This window comes from Gordonia jinhuaensis (assembly GCF_014639795.1).
GTDB lineage: Bacteria > Actinomycetota > Actinomycetes > Mycobacteriales > Mycobacteriaceae > Gordonia_B > Gordonia_B jinhuaensis.
This window is the reverse complement of sequence record NZ_BMGC01000027.1, coordinates 23149-43094: the sequence shown is the minus strand read 5'-3', so window position 1 is coordinate 43094 and position 19946 is coordinate 23149. Positions and strand designations below refer to the sequence as shown.

22 protein-coding genes are annotated in these 19946 nt (G+C 65.5%); 12 read left to right on the top strand and 10 right to left on the bottom strand.

Features of this window, described 5'->3' with window-relative positions:
- The 8 genes from rplW to rpsQ are packed head-to-tail and all read left to right on the top strand — an operon-like array spanning position 1 to position 3633.
- A complete protein-coding gene (rplW, locus tag IEW22_RS15260) occupies positions 1-306 on the top strand; it encodes a 50S ribosomal protein L23 (protein ID WP_188587477.1) in 306 nt (101 codons plus the stop codon).
- Between the two features lie 43 nt (positions 307-349).
- Positions 350-1186 (top strand): 50S ribosomal protein L2, encoded by an 837-nt coding sequence (gene rplB / locus IEW22_RS15255; RefSeq protein WP_188587476.1) that lies wholly within the window; start codon positions 350-352, stop codon positions 1184-1186.
- An 18-nt stretch (positions 1187-1204) separates the two neighbouring features.
- Positions 1205-1486: a 30S ribosomal protein S19 gene (rpsS, locus tag IEW22_RS15250; RefSeq protein WP_188587475.1), complete on the top strand. Its 282-nt coding sequence runs from the start codon at positions 1205-1207 to the stop codon at positions 1484-1486.
- Positions 1487-1488: 2 nt separating this feature from the next.
- Positions 1489-1890, top strand: a complete 402-nt coding sequence (rplV, locus tag IEW22_RS15245; RefSeq protein WP_188587474.1) for a 50S ribosomal protein L22 — start codon at positions 1489-1491, stop codon at positions 1888-1890.
- Positions 1890-2702, top strand: coding sequence for a 30S ribosomal protein S3 (gene rpsC, locus IEW22_RS15240; protein WP_188587473.1), 813 nt, complete (start codon positions 1890-1892; stop codon positions 2700-2702). Before rplV ends, rpsC begins: the two co-directional genes overlap by 1 nt.
- Positions 2703-2705: 3 nt before the next feature.
- Positions 2706-3122, top strand: coding sequence for a 50S ribosomal protein L16 (gene rplP / locus IEW22_RS15235; RefSeq protein WP_188587472.1), 417 nt, complete (start codon positions 2706-2708; stop codon positions 3120-3122).
- Positions 3122-3355, top strand: coding sequence for a 50S ribosomal protein L29 (gene rpmC, locus IEW22_RS15230; RefSeq protein WP_188587471.1), 234 nt, complete (start codon positions 3122-3124; stop codon positions 3353-3355). Before rplP ends, rpmC begins: the two co-directional genes overlap by 1 nt.
- Positions 3352-3633 carry a 30S ribosomal protein S17 gene (rpsQ, locus tag IEW22_RS15225; protein ID WP_188587470.1) on the top strand — a complete coding sequence of 94 codons (282 nt, stop codon included), beginning with the start codon at positions 3352-3354 and terminating at the stop codon, positions 3631-3633. Before rpmC ends, rpsQ begins: the two co-directional genes overlap by 4 nt.
- Before the next feature lie 156 nt (positions 3634-3789).
- On the opposite strand, the gene IEW22_RS15220 is transcribed toward rpsQ, so the two are convergent.
- The 7 genes from IEW22_RS15220 to IEW22_RS15190 all read right to left on the bottom strand — a co-directional run bounded on the left by IEW22_RS15220 (position 3790) and on the right by IEW22_RS15190 (position 11205).
- A complete protein-coding gene (locus IEW22_RS15220) occupies positions 3790-4284 on the bottom strand; it encodes a hypothetical protein (RefSeq protein ID WP_188587469.1) in 495 nt (164 codons plus the stop codon).
- Between the two features lie 69 nt (positions 4285-4353).
- Positions 4354-5721, bottom strand: a complete 1368-nt coding sequence (locus IEW22_RS15215; protein ID WP_188587468.1) for a hypothetical protein — start codon at positions 5719-5721, stop codon at positions 4354-4356.
- A gap of 242 nt (positions 5722-5963) precedes the next feature.
- Positions 5964-6977, bottom strand: coding sequence for a hypothetical protein (locus IEW22_RS15210; RefSeq protein WP_188587467.1), 1014 nt, complete (start codon positions 6975-6977; stop codon positions 5964-5966).
- Between the two features lie 267 nt (positions 6978-7244).
- On the bottom strand, positions 7245-8804 hold the full coding sequence (locus IEW22_RS20520; RefSeq protein ID WP_188587466.1) for an ABC transporter permease: 1560 nt from the start codon (positions 8802-8804) through the stop codon (positions 7245-7247).
- Between the two features lie 46 nt (positions 8805-8850).
- The gene (locus IEW22_RS15200) at positions 8851-9642 is read right to left on the bottom strand and encodes an ABC transporter ATP-binding protein (protein ID WP_229742750.1); all 792 of its coding nucleotides are present in this window, start codon (positions 9640-9642) and stop codon (positions 8851-8853) included.
- A gap of 103 nt (positions 9643-9745) precedes the next feature.
- Entirely contained in the window at positions 9746-10810 is a 1065-nt protein-coding gene (locus IEW22_RS15195; RefSeq protein WP_188587464.1) for an ABC transporter substrate-binding protein, read from the bottom strand.
- 8 nt (positions 10811-10818) lie between these two features.
- The gene (locus tag IEW22_RS15190) at positions 10819-11205 is read right to left on the bottom strand and encodes a hypothetical protein (protein WP_188587463.1); all 387 of its coding nucleotides are present in this window, start codon (positions 11203-11205) and stop codon (positions 10819-10821) included.
- 49 nt (positions 11206-11254) lie between these two features.
- Between IEW22_RS15190 and IEW22_RS15185 the strand changes: the two genes are divergently transcribed.
- Complete coding sequence (locus IEW22_RS15185; protein WP_188587462.1) at positions 11255-12211, top strand: LacI family DNA-binding transcriptional regulator; 957 nt, start codon at positions 11255-11257, stop codon at positions 12209-12211.
- 37 nt (positions 12212-12248) lie between these two features.
- On the opposite strand, the gene IEW22_RS15180 is transcribed toward IEW22_RS15185, so the two are convergent.
- Positions 12249-14345: a neutral/alkaline non-lysosomal ceramidase N-terminal domain-containing protein gene (locus IEW22_RS15180; RefSeq protein WP_188587461.1), complete on the bottom strand. Its 2097-nt coding sequence runs from the start codon at positions 14343-14345 to the stop codon at positions 12249-12251.
- 173 nt (positions 14346-14518) lie between these two features.
- Positions 14519-16042: a sulfatase-like hydrolase/transferase gene (locus IEW22_RS15175; protein WP_188587460.1), complete on the bottom strand. Its 1524-nt coding sequence runs from the start codon at positions 16040-16042 to the stop codon at positions 14519-14521.
- 167 nt (positions 16043-16209) lie between these two features.
- Between IEW22_RS15175 and IEW22_RS15170 the strand changes: the two genes are divergently transcribed.
- The 3 genes from IEW22_RS15170 to IEW22_RS15160 all read left to right on the top strand — a co-directional run bounded on the left by IEW22_RS15170 (position 16210) and on the right by IEW22_RS15160 (position 19456).
- Positions 16210-17496 (top strand): hypothetical protein, encoded by a 1287-nt coding sequence (locus IEW22_RS15170; protein ID WP_229742749.1) that lies wholly within the window; start codon positions 16210-16212, stop codon positions 17494-17496.
- Positions 17497-17679: 183 nt separating this feature from the next.
- Positions 17680-18867, top strand: a complete 1188-nt coding sequence (locus IEW22_RS15165) for an LLM class flavin-dependent oxidoreductase (protein WP_188587458.1) — start codon at positions 17680-17682, stop codon at positions 18865-18867.
- Positions 18803-19456, top strand: a complete 654-nt coding sequence (locus IEW22_RS15160) for an FMN reductase (RefSeq protein ID WP_188587457.1) — start codon at positions 18803-18805, stop codon at positions 19454-19456. The genes IEW22_RS15165 and IEW22_RS15160 overlap by 65 nt, the downstream gene beginning before the upstream one ends.
- Positions 19457-19573: 117 nt before the next feature.
- Here the strand turns inward: IEW22_RS15160 and IEW22_RS15155 are convergent, their stop codons facing one another.
- Positions 19574-19915 carry a GNAT family N-acetyltransferase gene (locus IEW22_RS15155; protein ID WP_188587456.1) on the bottom strand — a complete coding sequence of 114 codons (342 nt, stop codon included), beginning with the start codon at positions 19913-19915 and terminating at the stop codon, positions 19574-19576.
- Positions 19916-19946 lie beyond the last annotated feature (31 nt).

Below are 19946 nucleotides of genomic sequence, written 5' to 3'. Positions count from 1 at the left end.
ATGGCGACGATCGCAGATCCGCGCGACATCATCCTCGCCCCGGTGATCTCGGAGAAGTCCTACGGACTGATCGAGGACAACGTGTACACGTTCTACGTGCACCCGGACTCCAACAAGACCCAGATCAAGATCGCGGTCGAGGAGATCTTCGACGTGAAGGTCGCCGGTGTGAACACGATCAACCGCCAGGGCAAGCGCAAGCGCACGCGTTTCGGCTATGGCAAGCGCAAGGACACCAAGCGCGCCATCGTCACCCTGACGCCGGACAGCAAGCCCATCGAGATCTTCGGAGGCCCGGTCGGCTGAGGCCGGCTGGACTAACCGAGATAAGTAGAGGACCGAAAGACTCATGGCTATTCGTAGATACAAGCCGACGACCCCGGGTCGTCGCGGCGCCTCGGGCGCCGACTTCGCCGAGGTCACCCGTGACTTCCCGGAGAAGTCGCTGGTTCGTCCGCTGCACGGCAAGGGTGGACGAAATGCGCACGGTCGTATCACCACTCGTCACAAGGGTGGCGGCCACAAGCGTGCCTACCGCGTCATCGACTTCCGTCGCAACGACAAGGACGGCATCAACGCCAAGGTCGCTCACATCGAGTACGACCCGAACCGCACCGCGCGTATCGCGCTGCTCCACTACGTGGACGGCGAGAAGCGTTACATCATCGCGCCGAAGGGGCTGAACCAGGGCGACATCGTCGAGTCGGGATCGACCGCCGATATCAAGCCGGGTAACAACCTCCCGCTGCGCAACATCCCCACCGGTACCCAGATCCACAACGTGGAGCTGCGTCCGGGTGGTGGCGCCAAGATGGCCCGCTCGGCCGGCGCCTCGATCCAGCTCCTGGGCAAGGAGAGCGGCCACGCCACTCTGCGTATGCCCTCGGGTGAGATCCGCCGTGTCGACGTGCGCTGCCGCGCCACCGTCGGCGAGGTGGGCAACGCCGAGCAGTCCAACATCAACTGGGGCAAGGCCGGCCGTATGCGCTGGAAGGGCAAGCGCCCGACCGTCCGCGGCGTCGTGATGAACCCGGTCGACCACCCGCATGGTGGCGGCGAGGGCAAGACCTCGGGTGGTCGCCACCCGGTCAGCCCGTGGGGTAAGCCCGAAGGCCGTACCCGCAAGAACAAGGACAGCGACAAGCTCATCGTTCGTCGTCGTCGCACCGGTAAGAACAAGCGATAAGCAGGGAGGAGTAGAAGAATGCCACGCAGCCTGAAGAAGGGCCCGTTCGTCGACGACCACCTGCTTGCCAAGGTGGACGCACAGAACGAAAAAGGCACCAAGCAGGTCATCAAGACCTGGTCGCGTCGGTCGACCATCATCCCCGACTTCATCGGACACACCTTCGCCGTCCACGACGGTCGTAAGCACGTCCCGGTGTTCGTCTCGGAATCGATGGTCGGGCACAAGCTGGGCGAGTTCGCCCCCACCCGTACCTTCAAGGGTCACATCAAGGACGACCGGAAAGCGAAGCGCCGGTAATCATGAGTACTGACACACAGAACCCGACCGCGAAGGCGACCGCGAAGTTCGTTCGCGTCACGCCGATGAAGGCACGTCGTGTGCTGGATCTGATCCGCGGCAAGAACGTCGACGAAGCACTGGACATCCTGTACTTCGCGCCGCAGACGGCTTCCGAGCCGGTGGCCAAGGTGCTCGCGAGCGCCGCAGCCAACGCGGAGAACAACCTCGGTCTCGACCGCCGCACGCTGTTCGTGCAGACGGCGTTCGCCGACGAGGGTCCGACGATGAAGCGTTTCCAGCCGCGTGCCCAGGGCCGTGCGTTCCGGATCCGCAAGCGCACCAGCCACATCACCGTCGTGGTGGAGAGCAGGGCCGATGCGGCCGTCGCCGGCCGTGGCCGCAACAGGAAGGGAGCTCGGTAGTGGGCCAGAAAATCAACCCGCACGGCTTCCGTCTGGGCATCACCACCGACTGGAACAGCCGGTGGTACGCAGACAAGCAGTATGCGGACTACGTGAAAGAGGATGTCGCCATCCGCAAGCTCCTCTCCACGGGGCTTGAGCGGGCCGGCATCGCCAAGGTCGAGATCGAACGCACCCGCGACCGTGTGCGTGTGGACATCCACACCGCTCGTCCGGGCATCGTGATCGGCCGTCGTGGCGCCGAGGCCGACCGCATCCGCGGCGACCTCGAGAAGCTCACGGGCAAGCAGGTTCAGCTGAACATCCTCGAGGTGAAGAACCCCGAATCGGAGGCACAGCTGGTGGCGCAGGGCGTCGCCGAGCAGCTCTCCAACCGTGTGGCTTTCCGCCGGGCGATGCGCAAGGCCATTCAGTCGGCCATGCGTCAGCCCAACGTCAAGGGAATCCGGGTCCAGTGCTCGGGTCGCCTCGGCGGTGCGGAGATGAGCCGCAGTGAGTTCTACCGCGAAGGTCGCGTGCCGCTGCACACGCTGCGCGCCGACATCGACTACGGACTCTATGAAGCCAAGACCACCTTCGGCCGCATCGGCGTGAAGGTGTGGATCTACAAGGGCGACATCGTGGGCGGCAAGCGTGAGCTCGCAGCCGCATCGGCTCCGGCCGGTGACGATCGTCGTTCGCGTCGGCCGAGCCGTCCGCGCCGCAGCGGTGCGTCCGGCACGACCGCCACGAGCACCGACGCCGGTCGCGCTGCGACCGCGACCGTCGAGGCTCCGGCAGCCGGCGCACCTACTGAAAAGCAGGAGGGCTGAGGCATGTTGATCCCTCGTCGGGTCAAGCACCGCAAGCAGCACCACCCCAGCCTCAAGGGGCAGGCGTCGGGCGGCACCAAGGTGACGTTCGGTGACTACGGCATCCAGGCTCTGGAGAGCGCCTACATCACCAACCGTCAGATCGAGTCCGCTCGTATCGCCATCAACCGGCACATCAAGCGTGGCGGCAAGGTCTGGATCAACATCTTCCCGGACCGCCCGCTGACCAAGAAGCCTGCCGAGACTCGCATGGGTTCCGGTAAGGGTTCGCCGGAATGGTGGGTCGCCCCGGTCAAGCCGGGTCGTGTGCTGTTCGAGATGACCTACCCCAATGAGGAGACTGCTCGCGAGGCCCTGCGCCGCGCGCAGCACAAGCTCCCGATCAAGACCCGTATCGTGACCAGAGAGGAGCAGTTCTGATGGGACTCGGAGTTGCTGCGTCTGAGCTGCGTGAGCTCAACGACACTGATCTGGTCGCCCGCCTGCGTGAGTCGAAGGAAGAGCTGTTCAACCTTCGGTTCCAGATGGCCACCGGTCAGCTCGACAACAACCGTCGTCTGCGGACGGTGCGCCGGGAGATCGCGCGCATCTACACCGTGATGCGCGAGCGTGAGCTGGGTCTGGCTGCTGGTCCGGATGGTGATGACGCATGAGTGAGGACCAGAAAGTGACCGAGAAAGTTCGTGGCTCCCGCAAGGAGCGCATCGGCTACGTGGTCAGCGACAAGATGGAGAAGACCATCGTCGTTGAGCTCGAAGACCGTGTGAAGCATCCGCTGTACGGCAAGATCATCCGCACCACCTCCAAGGTGAAGGCGCATGACGAGAAGGGCATCGCCGGTATCGGCGACCGTGTCCGTCTCATGGAGACCCGTCCGCTCAGTGCCACCAAGCACTGGCGTCTGGTCGAGGTGCTGGAGAAGGCCAAGTAATTCTGCACTGCGCAGTATCGGCCGGCTTTCCGCCCCGTCGTACGTGACCTGTGGCCCGTTCCCCGTCAGGGGAGCGGGCCACAGTCGTGTCTGAGGCCCGTCGTGTTCGGGGGAGGGTTTCGTCGGCGGTCGGTGTTTGCGGGGCCGCTGGCGATGTCAGCCGAACAGCAACTGTCCTATCTCGGCCCGTGCTCGTTGTGCCTCGGCGAGTTCGGATCTCCCCGACGACGCGACCAGAACACCGCCGCCGGTGTTACGGAAGAAGATCCCGGTCGTGGTCGCCGACAGCACGGCCACGATGGTGCCGACCAGCAACACGAGAAATGCGAGCAGGTAACGGACATCTCCGTCCGCGACGGCTTGCCACAGCGCGCTCAGAGCGCAGAGTCCCAGCACGACTCCCAGCACCAGTCGACGTCCCGAGGTGTGGTGGCCCACCGACAACTGACTGATGTGTCGCAGTGGCGATTCGGCCTCGAGATATCCGTGCGGGATCAACCCGAACAGCATGTGTGGCTTGTTCACCACCACCCGCCGATCGGTGATCGTGACGGTGGTCTTCATATGTGCGCGGATCATGTGCGGTGTGAACTGCCCCTGATAGCGGACCATCTCGCCCGCTGCCAGTGCGGTCTGCGAACCGTGGGTCATGTGCGTGTGCTCCTCGGTGGTGTGAACGGTGAATGATGCTGGGGGACTGGGCAAGTGGCGTGGCTGATCTCAGCCCGGCAGATACATCGTCGAACCCTGCACGGGCGCGGTGTCGCTGATGAGTTTGCCCAGACAGTGATCGCGGTCGAATCCCTGTTGCTGACACCAGTTCACCGCCGCCTGACCAGACGGGAATGTCTGTGCGGTGATACTCACCCACCATCCCGGTTCGCTGAACACCGACCAGTCGTCGCTCCACAGCAGCCGGGCACCGCCGAAGCGCTGATAGAACGACATGAACTCGGCGAGGATGTCGGTGTTGGTCCAGGTCTTGCCGTCGGCGGTGAGGCCGGGTTGTTTGGAGCTGAGCTGGGCGACCCACTGGTTGTTGCTGTCGGCCAGCACGCGCTGTCTGTCGGCCGTGGCCTGCCGGCGTAACGCATCTCCGGTGTCGGAGTCGGTGTCATATCCCGACGGCGTGTACTGGCTCGACACCGATCCCGACACCGATCCCGACGCCTCCGAAACCGGCATCGAGTTCGTACTCTGCGCCCCGGCCCCCTGTGCGGCCACCGAGAGATCGGATACGCGTTCGTTCTGCAGCGCGGCGGGGGAGGAGAAGTAGTTTCCGTCGGGGAAGGTGAGCGTCAGGGTGCGACCGCCCTGCTTACCCGGCGGCAGTGCGATCGGGTTGTCGGAGAAGTCGAATGAGCCGGCGGCGATCAATCCCTGCGGCGATGTGACCGCCACGCGGGTGTCGGAGTTGGAGAGCACGTCGCCGCCTGAGCACGGACTGGTCGCGGTGGTCTCGACGGAAAGTCCACGCGAATCGATGTGCAACGCGGTGGGGGTGATCGTCGGGGCGTCGGCGCAGACAGTGACCACACCTCCGGCGGCGGTCACCGTCGTATTGCCGGTGGCTGCGGCGGTGGTGGTGCCCTTCGTCGACCCGCCGTCGCGGGTCACCGCCCACACACTCACGCCGGCGACCACGGCCGCCACCGCCACGATCGAGCCGACGACGGTGGCGACCCGTCCGCCGCTCCAGCTCGACGGGCGACCGGCTCGTGACCGGTTGGCGAATTCGCGACCGGACGGGGCGGTGTTCAGATACCTCGGCGGCTCCGAGGCGGTCGGCGGATAGGGCTGACCGACGTTGTCCGGTGGTGGGTACTGTCCGCCGGGATCTGCCGGTGGTGGGTAGGAGACGCTCGAACCCGCCTGAGGTGGTGGTGCCGCCCCGAACGGGGTTGTCCGGTCGCCGCGGAAGGGCGTCACGGGCGGCGGATTCCAGTCCTGCCAGTCCATCGCGCCGGCGCCGCGGCCGTACTGGCTGTCGGCGGGCGGCCCGTCATCGCGGTACTTGCGCCCCTCGCCGGGGTTCGGACCCTCGGCGGGGTTCGAGTCGCGGTCCGGCGGACTCTCCGATGGCGCCACTGTTCGACCTCCGTAGATCATCGACCGCCGGTGGCCCGTCGCGGCACGCACGGCGGCGTCGCCCGGTGGGAGTGATTATCACCGCGATCTCGTCGATGAGGAGCGAATTCGTGACAGAACGAGAATTTCGCAAGCGAATATTTCACGACAGGCAACATCGGATCGGGCGAATTGCCGATTGTTCCCGCCATGGAATGAACGATGCGCAGAATTCACCCGCAGAGAATTCGGTCGTCAGAGATTCATCCGCCCTGCACGACGGCGCTTCCCTGCGGTGGCGCACGGTGGCTGAGGAGTTGTGCCCAGCAGCGGTCGGCGTCCAGGTGGTGATTCCGGCACCAGTCGAGTGCATCGTGTGCGGAGTCGAAAGGCCTCGCCGACAGTGTGATCCAGCGATCAGCATCGTCGAACACGCTCCAGTCACGACTGTGGACCACCGCGATATCGGGATAGCGCTGCATGTCCTCGACTGTCTCGTCGAGGATGTCGAGATGATCCCACCTGCCTTGCGGCGACGTCTCACCGGCTCGTCGGGTGCTCAATTCGGCGAACCAGTGATCGGCGACCAGTCGCGATCGATCGGCGTCTGCCTGCACATCCAATGACCTTGCGGCGACGGCGTCGGCGTGATCGTCGGGCGATGGGTGCGGCGTCGTCGCGGTGAGTGTGACCGGGCCGGCCGCCCGCGCGGTCTCGGCATGTTCGTCGGCGCTCACGCCGTCGCGACGCGTTGTGATGGTGAGGGTCGATTCGGGTTCCTGATCGATCTCGGCGGGCAACTGATAGAACGATCCGTCGGGGAAGTTCAGGGTGATGGTGCGCTGGGGCCGCTGGATGGCCGGGATCACCACGGGCGCACCGGACAGGTCGAAGTCCGCCGCTGCGATCACCACGGACGGGGAGCGCAGTGTCACGTGTGCGTGGCTGTTGGACAGGACATCGCCGCCGGAACAGGCGCTCGACGCGGCGGTCAGAACCGACAGGCCGCGGTCGGTGAACGTCACGCGCACCGGGATGATGGCCGGTGGGGCCGGGCACGCCTGCACGGTCGAGGTGACGGGGGCGGGCGCCGGATCGCCGGGGTCCTGACTGCCGACGATCAGTGGTGACACGTGGTCGCCGTCGCGACCGTCGGCGTGGCCACCGGCGCCGGTGGGTCGGTCGGTGATCCACAGCGCAGCCGTGACGATCATCGCGATGGTGAGCAGCGCGACCACGAGTGCCACCGCGAGGTGGGTGCGTCGGTCATGCGGCATGTGCGGGCCGACCTCCTGGCAGATCAACCCCCCGTGCGGCCGCGGTGGCCGCAGACTTCGATGGTGTCGCGGATCGGCCCCGTATGCAACGAGACGGTATGCAACGAGACGGCGGGTCTGTCGCAATTGAGCCGATCGCAACGGACAGAAAGGGAACGGGACACCGACTGGCGCGTGGAATGCCGGTGCCCCGTTCACATCTGGATCGGGCCCTCGATGGGCCCGAGGTCTGGTGCGGCCCGCGGATTCGGGCAGGCCGCGTGATGGTCAGCCGGCCATACGTCGCACCACGAACTGCTCGAGTGCGCCGACGATCGCGTAGGCGAGGACACTGGCCGCGATGATCGCCGCGATCGACGCCCACAGCTGGTCGTAGTCGAATGCGGGGATCGCCTTGATCATCGACGAACCCAGACCCTGCCCGGTCCCCAGCCATTCGGCGATGAGGGCGCCGACCAGCGACGCGGGCACCGACATCCGGGCGGCGACCATCACCGACGGCACCGCGCTGGGCAGCGACACCATCCGCAGGCGTGTGAAGCGTCCGGCGCCATAGGCGGTGGCCACGTCCAGCGCTGATGCCGGTGCCGAGGCCAGTCCGGTGGCGATCACCACGAGTGCGGGGAAGAACACCACCATGCCGCCGAGTACGGCGACAGTGGCGACCCCGCGACCGAAGACGAGCACGATCAGCGGGGCGAGTGCGACCAGCGGTACCGCTCGCAGCAGGGTGGCAACCGGCATGATCGTCCCGCGCAGTGCGGGCAGCACCAGGAAGGCCGAGGCGACCACGACAGCGGCGATCATGCCCGCGGCGAAGCCGATCGCCGAATCAATCGCTGTGACACGGAGATTGGTGAGCACCGCGGAGAGGTTGGCCGACTCCGACAGATACTGTGCGACATCGGCGGGTGTGCGACCGACCCGGCCGCTGACCTGGGGGAACAGGGCCAAGAAGCTCATCCACATCACCACGACGATGATCGCCGCAGCGACGATCTGGGTGACGAAGGCGAGCACCGGCCGGGTACCCGAGGTGACCGCCGCCGCGTTCGGCGACGAGGTGGACGGAGTCACGCCACCGAACAGCGCACGTGCCACGAGTTTCTCGACACCGGCGAATACCGCGTAACCGAGGCCGGCGAGCAACCCGGCTGCCACCGCCATACCCCAGGCGCGGGCGACCTCGAAGGAACTCTGCGCCGCGGTCAGCGAGACGCCGATACCGGTGTCCACACCGCCGAGATATTCGCCCAGGATCGCACCCAGTACCGCGGCGGGCGCCGCGATCTTCAAGGCTGCGAACAGATGTGGCAGCGAGGAGATGAGCTGGATGCGATAGAGCTTGGCGAACCGTCCGCCGCCGTAGACGCTGACCAGTTCCAGCGACTGCGGGTCGGCCGATTTCAGGCCGTTGAGCGTGCCAATCATCGTGGTGAAATAGACCGAGATCGCGGCGAGGAACACCGACGGCGTGGATCCGCCGAACACCACCAGGATCAGCGGACCCAGTGCGAGCAGAGGTGTGCAGTAGCTGATGATCGACACCTGGGTGGCTATGACCTCCAGTGCCGGGATGATCGTCACCACCAGCGCGGTGATGACCGCGAGCACTGTCCCCCAGAGGAATCCGGTCAGCGCGGTCTGCGCGGTGATGCTGACATTCGGTCCGTAGAGGCCCCATCCGTCGTCGACCATCTTCGACACCACCGCACCCGGGCTGGGCACCGTTCCGGCGTCGGCGAATACGGTGGTCGAGGCGAGCCACCACAGGCCGATCACCGTGACAAGTCCGGCCAGGCCGCTGATGCGTGCGGGGAACCGCATACGCGGGGCAGTCGCGGCATCCGACGCTCGGTGAGGGTCATCGCGGTCATGATCGTGTTCCCGTGTTCGACATCTCGCCGGCATCCGGCGCCGTCGGCGCCTCGCGGCCCGGTGCCGGGGTGAAGAGCAGCTCCGAGATGTGATCGCAGTAGGCGTGGAAGGCGCTGGTGCGCATCATCTCCGGCGTGCGCGGGCGCGGCAGGTCGATGTCGACCACCTCGAGCACCCGTCCGGGACGTGCACTCATGACGACCACGGAATCCGACAGGAACACCGCCTCGCTGATCCCGTGGGTGACCATCAGCGTGGTGGTGGGCCGTTGGGTCCAGATCCGCTGCAGCTCGGTGTTGAGTCGCTGGCGGGTCATGTCGTCGAGCGCGCCGAACGGCTCGTCGAGCAGGAGCACCTCGGGCCGGTTCACCAGTGCGCGCGCAATCGAGACACGCTGGCGCATACCGCCGGACAGATGTGCCGGTTTGGCGTCGGCGAAATCCGACAACCCGACGAGGTCGATGAGATCGCTCACCGCGGTGTCACCGACGTCGGCGCGTGAAATCTGCAGCGGCATGGCGATGTTGGAGGCGACGCTGCGCCACGGCAGCAGGGCCGAGTCCTGAAAAGCGATGCCGAGTCGGCCCGATGCCCGGATCTCGTCGGTGGTCTTGCCGTGGACGGCGACGGTGCCCTCCGACGGGTTCTGCAATCCGGCGAGGATACGCAGGATCGTCGACTTGCCGCAGCCCGACGGCCCTACCAGTGAGGTGAACGATCCGGCGGGAGTGTGGATGTCGACATCGTCGAGTGCAACCACCGAACCTCGCCGGCCGCCGAAGGTCATCGACAGTCCGCTGATGTCGATGCCGTCTGTGCCGTCTGTGCCGTCTGTGTCGTCGAGGGCGAGTGTGGCGCTGCGTGCGTCTGTAGCAGTCACGGTAGTCATCTCAGATCAGTGTCTTGTCGTCGGAATAGAGTTCTTTGAGCACCGACATGTCGAACAGCTTGGCGGCGTCGACGTCGATGCCGGCACCGCGCAGCGAGGTGATGTTCTGATCGATCTGATCGTCGGTGAGCAGGAACAAGCCGTTGGCCTTGGTCTGCGGTGTGGCGATCAGCGGAATCGATGCCTGCAACAGTTTGGTCTGGGTGTTGATGTCGAGCTTCTGATCGGCGCCGTAGGTGTTGACGGCGTATGAGGCGCCCTTGGCGGGGTCGGCCACCGCGTCTCGCCACCCTTTCGCCTCCGCCGACAAGAACGCCTTGACCATGTCGCGTTGTTTCTGCACCGCCGAGGTGGGGACCACGAAGACCTGCGCGGCCATGCTCAGCCCGTGGTCACCGTACATGAACGAGTGGGTTTGGAAACCCTTGGCCGCCAGTGTGATCGGCTCATTGGTGATGAACGCCGACATCGCGTCGACCTCACCGTTGGCCAGGGGTGACGGGTCGTACTGCATCGGCACGATCTTCACATCCGAGGCGCTCATGCCGTTGGCCTTGAGCAGCGCGGTGAACACCGGCACGTTGTGGTCGGAGACCCCCACCTTGAGGCCCTTGAGTTCGGCGGGGGAGTTCAGGGGTTTGGACGCCGGTGACAGGATGCAATTGGGGCTCTCCTGCATCGTCGCGCCCACGATCGTCACCGGAACCCCCTTGGCCACAGCCGAACCGGTGTTCTGCGGGGTCGACGTACCGACCCACACCTTGCCGGTGTCGATGCCGGCCTCCACGCCCGTCGCTGCGGCGCCGCCGGCGATGAGGTTCACCGTCATGCCGGCCTGCTTGTAGTAGCCGCGCTGATCGGCGAAGTACTCACCGGCGAACTGTGCATTCTTGATCCAGCCGAGCTGCATCGGCACCGTGCCGAATCGGCTGCCGTCCTTGGTGACCCCGTAGGCGGAGCCGGATTTCGAGGATGTGCCGCAGGCGGCGAGGGTTGCGCCGCCTGCCACGATCAGGCCGGAGGCGCCCACCGCGCGCAGAAAACCACGGCGATTCATGGCGGTCATGGTCGTGTTCACTGCTGTTCTCCTGAGGTAGTGAGGCGGGAGGTGTCGGTGAGTCGGTAGTTCCAGCCGCTGCTGGGCAGCACTGTCGAGTTGTGGACGTCGTCTTCGAGTTCGTCGTCGGACTTGCCCTGTGCGAGAAGGCCGTACGGGTCCACTTCGCGCTTGAAGCGGGATTCGTTGTCGGTCCACGGCTTCATCCCCGAGGACTTGAGTGTGGGAGTGTGGGTGTTGGCGATCGCGAGTCCGGCGGCCTCCAGGCGGCGGGTCATCGCTGCCATCTGTTCCTGATCCTCGAATTCGAAGACCGGCGACCCCTGTGCCGAGAGCCCGCCGTCGATCCGCTTCATCTCCAGGTGGATCGGACCGACATCGGCGAAGTCTTCGGCCACCGCCATGATCGTCTCGTATAAGGTCGGCGGCAATGTGTGTAGAGAAAGGTTCGGTGTGCGTCGACCCACGATCAAGGATGTGGCCTCTGCGGCAGGGGTGTCGGTGACGACGGTCTCGCATGCGCTCAACGACAAGGGGCGTGTCGATGACGGGACCCGTCGGCGCATCAAGGACATCGCCGTCGAGCTCGGGTATGCGGCCAACCCGCGCGCCCGCGCCCTGCGCACCGGCAGCGGCAGGACCATCGGCCTGGTCACCGGTCTGGAGGCCGATCAGACTCCCGACCGCGACAGTCGGTTCGACTGGTATATGCGCACCGCCTTCGCGGGCGCCTCGCAGGCGCTGCGGCGAGGGTATGCGCTGGTGCTGATGCCGCCGTCGGATCAGGCGAGCTGGATACGTGATCTGGCGGTCGACGGCGTACTGCTCATCGACCCCGAACCCGACGGCGATCTGCTCGTGCAGCTGCTCGAACGCAAGCTGCCTGTGGTGGTGATCGGCGGGTCGGCCGGATCACGCGGGGTCGCGTCGGTGTCCCTGGACCGGTCGAGTGCGGTGACCGCGGTGCTCGATCACTTCGTACGCACCGGTAGACGCCACACCGCGCTGATCGCCGACGATGGTCAGCGACAGATGACGGTGGGCACCATCGATGCCTTCCGTCGGCTCTCGGCCGACGCGCCGATCGAGATCGCCGACACGTCCGCTGGTCGCTCCGTCGGTGGCGCCGACGCCGCGCGGCGGCTCATGGCCCGTCACCCCGAAGTCGATTCCGTCTACGTTCCACTGGATTCGATTGCGGTGGGGTGTATTTCGGCCATCGCGGCGGTGGGGGCCGACATCGAGGTGGTGACTGCCGACGGGATGGTGGCGCAGGCCTATGGCATCACCGGGGTCGACACCCGGCGCGAAGACCAGGCTGCGGCCGCCGCGGAGCTGCTCGTCGAACAGATCGAGACCGGTGAGATCCCGCAGTCGCGAGTGTTCTCGGCTGGGCTGGTCGAGCGCTGAGATCCTGCGTTGCGTGGCGTGGCTCGGGTGATCCGCCTCAGACGATGTCGAAGGCGTTGGAGATGCCGGTGTAGGGGTGGATTCGGCCGCCGGCGTCCTTCCAATCCCCGTGATGGACAACGCGATACGTTCCGGCCATGGCATTGGTCGGCGTCAGGGCCCACAGCACCCGGTTGATCGACTGCGTGCTCGAACCATTGGGGCGTTCCCAGTGCAGAGTGGTCTCATAGGTCACGTCGTCGGCCACCCGAACCCAGGACCCGCGTTCCTTGCGCTGCACCTCCAGATAGGTGTGATTGCGGTGCAGGTTGTTGTTGGGATGGCCGCCACAGAAATCCACCACCACCGTCGAACCCGCGCGATACGACTTCTTCGGTTGCACCATCACGTCACCGAATCTCTTGCCGGGCAACGGGGTGTCCGCCGGGATCGGTGGCAGCAGGTCGGGTTGCAGCGCCGAGTTGTCGGGGGAACGCAGTGCCGGATTCAGCGACGACCGCTTGCCGGTGAACTCGAGAGCCAGCTGGTGGAGGTTCTGCAGGAAGGCGGGCAGTTCGTACTTGCCGAACTGGGTTTCGCCGCCCTCGTACTCCTGGGCCTCGTACTCCTCGGGGGTGGTGACGTACTGGCAGTAGCTGTTCGCATATCCCTGGCAGATCACGTTCTCCAGTGGCACTTTCAGATCCGCGGCGATGAGTCGGCGGATGCGCAGTCCGGCGACGATCGTCACCTCCACCGGCATCCCGACCAGGACCAGCGGTCCGATCTGGACGAGCTGGATCGGCAAGATCTGCGGATTCCAGGGTGCGGGTGGGAAGAATCCCAGCGGGAGCAGATCGACCTTGGGGGCCTGCGCCGACAGGTACTTCTGCGGGATCGTGGGGAGCCGGGAGATGTCGACGCCGTAGAGCTTGGCGGCGGCATCCTTCATGCCCTCCTGAAGGAACGGCGTCTGCGTGGACACCTGATCCTCCGAGGACGTCGCCGCGGCTGAGGCGCCCATGATCGTCGGGGTGGTGATCCCCGGCTTGCCGTCGGGGGTCCACTTCCCGTCGACGAACTGATGGGCCATGTCGATGTAGCGCAGGATCGACTTCACCCCCGAACCCGGCAGCGGCGTGGCGGCGGCGTAGGCGTCCTTCACCGCGCCGAGCTGACGTTCGGCGATGATCGCGGCATTGCGGGTGTGGTCGGCGGTGGGACCACCCGCGTGGAACTGGCGCACCCACAGATTCGGCGTCATGTCACCGGAGTTGGACTGTGCGAATGCCGCCACGAACTCCGGCGGTCCGTCGAGGTAGCGCCAGCCCTTCTCGTCGTGTTCCCAGCGATAGGACGCGATGCCCTTGTTGTCGGGGGACAGGTAGCGGTTGCCGTTGGTCAACGAGGTGCCGTGCGTGGCGAACCACGACAGACAGCCGACCTCGGTGCCGCCCTGGGTGAACTTCAGCACGGTCACCCGCGGATCGATGGCGCCGGGGAAGTACTTCTTGTCCGAGGCGGGGTTGAGATTGAACGCCGTGATCGAGCGGTTGGCGCTGGCGTTGTGCAGTTCGGAGCGGCCGATGGACACCGATCCGGGTGCCAGTCGCCCGTGGGCCATGGCGACCGCTTCGACGATCCCCGACACCTCGGCCTCGAAACTGTTGCGTTTGAAGCCGTATGCGGCCAGAGAGTACGCGTAGTCGTGTGCGGTGCCGCCGCAGGAGTTGTGGTTGTGGCTCGCGGTGATCATCGTGTTCTGCGCGGTGTAGGCGTCGCCGAACTGCGCGCGCAGCCGTTTCAGTGTCTCGGTGTAGATCGAGTCGAACAGGCACGCGATGTCGGCGAGCACGTAGAGGAAACGCGACCCGCTCGAGCGGTCCACCATCACGAAAGCCCGCGCGAAATAGCGCTGCCGCAATCCCTCGGCCACCTGGTCGAGTTCGGAGTAGCCCATCATGCCCTGACCGGCCACGGCGCCGGTCATGTCGGAGGCGCCGCAGCCGATCAGGAACGGCTCGCTTCCGGTATCCCCGGTGGATGGCGCCGCGGCGGCCTGTCCTGCGAGACCTGAGTCGAGAACTGTTGCGGCAGTGAGCGCAGCGCCACCGACGGCCGCTGCTGAAAGAACCTGACGTCGTGTGGCCTGCACCCGAATCCTTCCCCCTGCGACCGGTGAACGGTTCAACCGGTCGTATGTACGACAAGAAGAAAAACACGAGATCCGCGACTGCGCCTGCAGTAAACGAAACTGTTACGAGTGCGAAATCTTCAGACGTCCGTGCACATTTTCTGGCCGGTGTGGTCAGCAAAGGCGCCGGGGAATCACTGCAGAGGTTTCAACTCGGCCGACTCCAACTCGTCGACGAGAGCATTCATGTCGGCGACCAGCGAGCGCGCACCACCCCGATAGGCGAGGTTGTCGAGCTCCCAGGGGTCGCGCTGACGGTCGTAGAGTTCGTACTCCCACTCCGATGCGGGGCCGGTGATGTGGTCGGCGGTGGAGTACCGACCGAAGCTGTACTGCTCGGTGATGGCGCCGCGAATGCAGTACTTGACGCCCGGGAGCGCTCCGGAGGATTTCGCGTCTGACGTCACCAGGACCGACTCTCGCAGCCGCAGTGCGGGATCGCGCAGCAATCCGGTGAGGTCCTTGCCGACCGTGGGAGTCACGGTCGACGCGTCGGTGCCGGCGAGAGCCGCGATGGTGGGAACGAGGTCGACATGGGTGGTCGGCGTGGCGGTCACGGTGGCACCGTGTGCGGCAGGCAGACGCGGATCGCTGATCACCAGCGGCACCCTCAGGTTCTCGCGGTAGATCATCGCGCCCTTCTGGCGCAGGCCGTGTGCGCCGCCGAGCTCCCCGTGGTCGGCGACCTGAACGATCACGGTATCCGCGGACTGGGCCGGTGACATTGCATCCAGCACTCTCGTCATCAGCGTGTCGGTCGCATCGAGTAGATGAAGGTACCAATTACCCCATTGTCGCCATTGATCTTTCGCGAGCGACGAGTTGAGATTCTCGGGCATGAAGCCCCCGACCGCCTGGTTCTCGACCCGCCACACCGACTGCACATGGGGTTTGGTCGCCAGCGACTGTTCGAAGTTCACCGGAAGCCCGGCACCGTAGTCGTTGACGTCGGAGAGCCGGTAGAAGCGCGGGCAGAACATCATGTCGTGCGGATTGATCATGCTGACCACGCACAGCCAGGGTTCGGTGTCGTCGCGATGTTGCTGCAGCCACGAGATCGCATGCTGGGCGACACCGGGGTCGTGTTCGAGGCCCTCGTCGGGCGAACCGCCGCCGAGGATGTCGATCGCCTCGTCGAACCCGTATCCGGAGAGAGCGGTGACGTCGGTTCCCACCGGATCGCTCAGATGCCATTTGCCGATGTAGGCGGTGTGGTAGCCGGCCTTCTTCATGACGGTGCCAAGGGTCGGAATGGACGTGCTCATACTCGCATTCGCCTGTGCGTTAGCACCTTTCAGGTTGAAGTTGCCCGACATGTATTCGCTGTTGCCGACGTTGTCGAGAACCCCGTTGACGGGCGCCTGCAGCCCGGTGAACATCGTCGACCGCGCGGGCGAGCACGGTGCAGTCGGGGTGTGGTGCATGCCGAATCGCACGCCGTGGGCGGCGAGCCGTTCGCGCGCGGGAAGTGCGAAGCCATGCGGCAACGCGACGTCTGCCCGTTCCTGATCGGTCATCAAAATCATGATGTTGGGTCGCGTCGGTGAAGCATCGGCCGCCGGTGCACCGGCGAATGCACCGACCAGCGGTACGGCGCTGCCGACGGCGGCCATCATTCCCAGGACCTGCCGACGATTGGGTTCGGGTAGCGGTGACATATGTGCTCCTTGGGGATCCTGCGACTGGACAACGAACTGAATGATCTGACAATATCGTTAGCACATGATCGTGCACTCGCACCGCTAGTGCAGTGCTATCCGGTGATCTTGCCAATAGTTGGGATGAACACTCCATGAAATCTGTTAGCACTGTGTCACGCCCGTGGATGACCCTGATGGTCGCCGCGTTGGCCGTGGTGCTCGCAATGGTCGGATCCGCCGGTGTCGCGTCAGGTGCCCCCGTGCGCAGTGGCCCGACATTCCTGCCTGGTGCGCAGGCAACGTCGTCGGGCTGCGGCTGGAAGGCGGTCCCCAATGCGCTGTACCCCGACCTGAATGCGCGCTACTGGCAGGTGTCGGTGCCGCTGAAGCAGGGCCAGCAGATCCGGCTCGACGGACGCTTCCCGCACGCGCGGTACATGGCTGTCGCGCTACAGGGGGCCGGATCGGGAAGTGGCGACGCGATACACGACTCGCTGATCTCGCCGGCCGCGGGCTCGACGAACCCATTCGTCGTCGGCGCCGACCGCAACGCCACGGCGCGCTCGTATCAGTTGTCGGTGGTGCCCGCCGCCGTACCCGCGACTTGCGTGCCGAACACCCTGTACACGGGATCGGCGAAGGGCGGGCAGATAAGCATCCTCTATCGCATCTATCAGGTTGACCACGACGTCGATGAGGCCTCCGGCGGTGCCGGGTTCCCGTCGGTGACCGTGGTCGACTCGAACGAGACCACGGTCAGTACATGTTCGGCGAACAATCCGACCCTTGTCGCACCCGCGACCTTCGCCTCGTTGCCGCCGGTGGCGGCGGCCGGAATCGGGGCGTTCGGAACGAACCCGCCGACGTGGCAGAAGTTCATCAACGCCCAGACCTCCTACGCGCAACTCCTGCGCAGCGACCTGCTGGGTGACAGTGCCTATAGCGCTGTCACCGGAGTCACGGCAAAGGGGGCGGCAGGGGGACTCGGCGCAAACGTCGACAACCAGTACGTCACAACGCTGCTGAACCCGCACTACGGCAAGGTGCTCGTGGTCACCGCGACCATGCCCACCTTCCCGGCGACAGGGTCCGGCCAATCACCGATGGGGTCGGGGCAGGTGCGGTACTGGTCGATGTGCAGCGAGAAGTTCGCGACCACACAGGCCGTCGCATGTCTGGCCGACGAGTCCATTCCGCTGGATGCGCAGCGCCATTTCACCGTGGTGGTGTCCGCGCCTGCCGACCGGCCCCGATACGCAACACCGGCCTGCGGTGTCGCGTGGCTGCCTGCGAGCACGTCGCCGGGAACGGCGCTGGTCATGCGCAACCTCCTCGCGGACGCGTCCTTCACGCAGTCGATCGCGCACGCGACGCTCAATCACGAGAGCGACACGATGGGTGCCTACTATCCGTCGGGCCGCTACCTGGCCGACGCTGCCGAATTCGACGCCGGCGGTTGTCACCCGGCCTGATCGTGTCGCGGAGCTGGTCTGGCTTTCTCGACTGGCTGGTGTTTCGCGACTGGCTGGTGTTGTGGCGGCAGAGTCTGGACCTGTGCCGGTTGTGTGGATGCTTGTCGCCGATGCCCCGTCTACACTCGGAATATCTGGACCGTGGTCCGGTTATACAGGGTGATTCTCACTAGGAGGCATGAAATGCAGATCGGACTCTTCTCCGTCAGCGACGTCACCACCGACCCGACCACCGGTGTGACGCCTTCCGAGTACGAGCGCATCAAGGTGCAGGTCGCGATCGCGATGAAGGCCGAGGAGATCGGCCTGGACGTGTACGCGATCGGTGAGCACCACAATCCGCCGTTCTTCTCGTCGTCGCCGACCACCACGCTCGGCTACATCGCAGGTAAGACCAGCACCCTCAACCTGTCCACCGCCACCACGCTGATCACCACGAACGACCCGGTGAAGATCGCCGAGGACTTCGCGATGCTGCAGCATCTGGCCGACGGCCGCGTCGACCTCATGCTCGGTCGCGGCAACACCGGCCCCGTGTACCCGTGGTTCGGCAAGGACATCCGTCAGGGCATCCCGCTGGCGATCGAGAACTACCACCTGCTGCATCGTCTGTGGACCGAGGACGTGGTCGACTGGGAGGGCAAGTTCCGCACCCCGCTGCAGTCGTTCACTGCCACGCCCCGCCCGCTCGACGACGTCGCGCCCTTCGTGTGGCACGGCTCGATCCGCAGCCCGGAGATCGCCGAACAGGCGGCCTACTACGGCGACGGCTTCTTCGCCAACAACATCTTCTGGCCGAAGTCGCACTTCCAGCAGCTCATCCGCTTCTACCGTCAGCGCTACGAGCACTACGGACACGGCAAGGCCCATCAGGCGATCGTCGGACTCGGCGGACAGTTCTTCATGCGCAAGAATTCCCAGGACGCCGTCAACGAGTTCCGTCCGTATTTCGACAATGCGCCGGTCTACGGTCACGGTCCGTCGCTGGAGGATTTCACCGCCCAGACCCCGTTGACCGTGGGCAGCCCGCAGCAGTTCCTCGAGCGCACGTTGCAGTTCCGCGACGACTTCGGCGACTATCAGCGGCAGCTGTTCCTCGTCGATCACGCCGGTCTGCCGCTCAAGACGGTGCTCGAGCAGCTCGACCTGCTCGGTGAGGTGCTGCCGGATCTGCGTGCCGGCTTCGCGCAGGGACGCCCTGCCGACGTGCCCGAGGCCCCCACGCATCAGTCGCTGGTCGCGGCGAAGAAGGCCGCCGCTGAGTCGCTGCGACCGAATCGGGCACCGCGAAGGCCGAGGTGGCGTGATGACACGACTGGTAGTGGTCAACGCCGGCATGAGCAATCCGTCGTCGACGAGGCTGCTGGCTGATCGACTCACCGAATCGGTTGCTGCACAGTATCATTCGGCAACCGGTGCGGATCTGGAGATCACCTCGGTGGACTTGCGGGATCGCGCCGTCGACCTCGCCACCAGTCTGGTGTCGGGATACGGAGTCGGCGGTGCGAAGGAGATCATCGAGGCCACTGAGGACGCCGATGCCGTGATCGCGGTGACTCCGGTGTTCAATGCCTCCTACAGCGGACTGTTCAAGGTGTTCTTCGACATCGTCGACAAGGACAGCTTCGCGGGAAAGCCTGTGCTGATCGCCGCGACCGGTGGCAGTCCGAGACATTCGATGGTGCTCGACCACGCTCTGCGCCCGATGTTCAGCTACCTGCGCGCGATCGTGCTGCCGACCGGCGTGTACGCCGCATCGGAGGACTGGGCGGGCAACACCGGTGACACGGCCACCCTGGGCGACCGGATCGACCGTGCCGCAGGCGAACTGGCCGACATTCTCTCCGGCAGCGGGCGTAGTGTGCGCCGCCGCCCGGCGGAGAGTGCAGCGCAGCGGACCGAAGATGAGGAGGAGGCCGGGATCGGCAACTTCGCCCGCCTCATGGGGCTCGAGAACTGACGTCTCGCGCCCTGAATACGACACCGCACTGAACGCGACAGCGCCCTGAACACGACACAGCCGCGTCGGGTACGCCCGGCGCGGCTGTGCGGCGTCGATGCACTCTCTCGCCAGACCTCAGGCCTTCAGGTAAGCAAGGATCTCCGGGGTCACCGGATCGGTGATGTCGTCGAAATCGTGATGTTTGGTGAGGTAGGCCGCGACCATCGGGCACACGCCCACGACGCGCTTGCCTTGTGCGCGTACGTCGGTGAGCGCCTGCTCGATGAGGATGGTGCCCAGGCCGCGTCCGCCGAACTCCGGTGAGACCTCGGTGTGATAGAAGATCCGCTGATCGCCACGGTCGGCGTAGGCGGTGAAACCGGCCATGGTGCCCTCGGTGCTCACCTCGTAGCGCGACTTGTCTGCGTTCTCCGACACCGTCACTGCGGCGCCGGTCTTGTCGGTCAGAGTCGACATGACCCCACCTCTCCTGGTCGTCACCCACCCG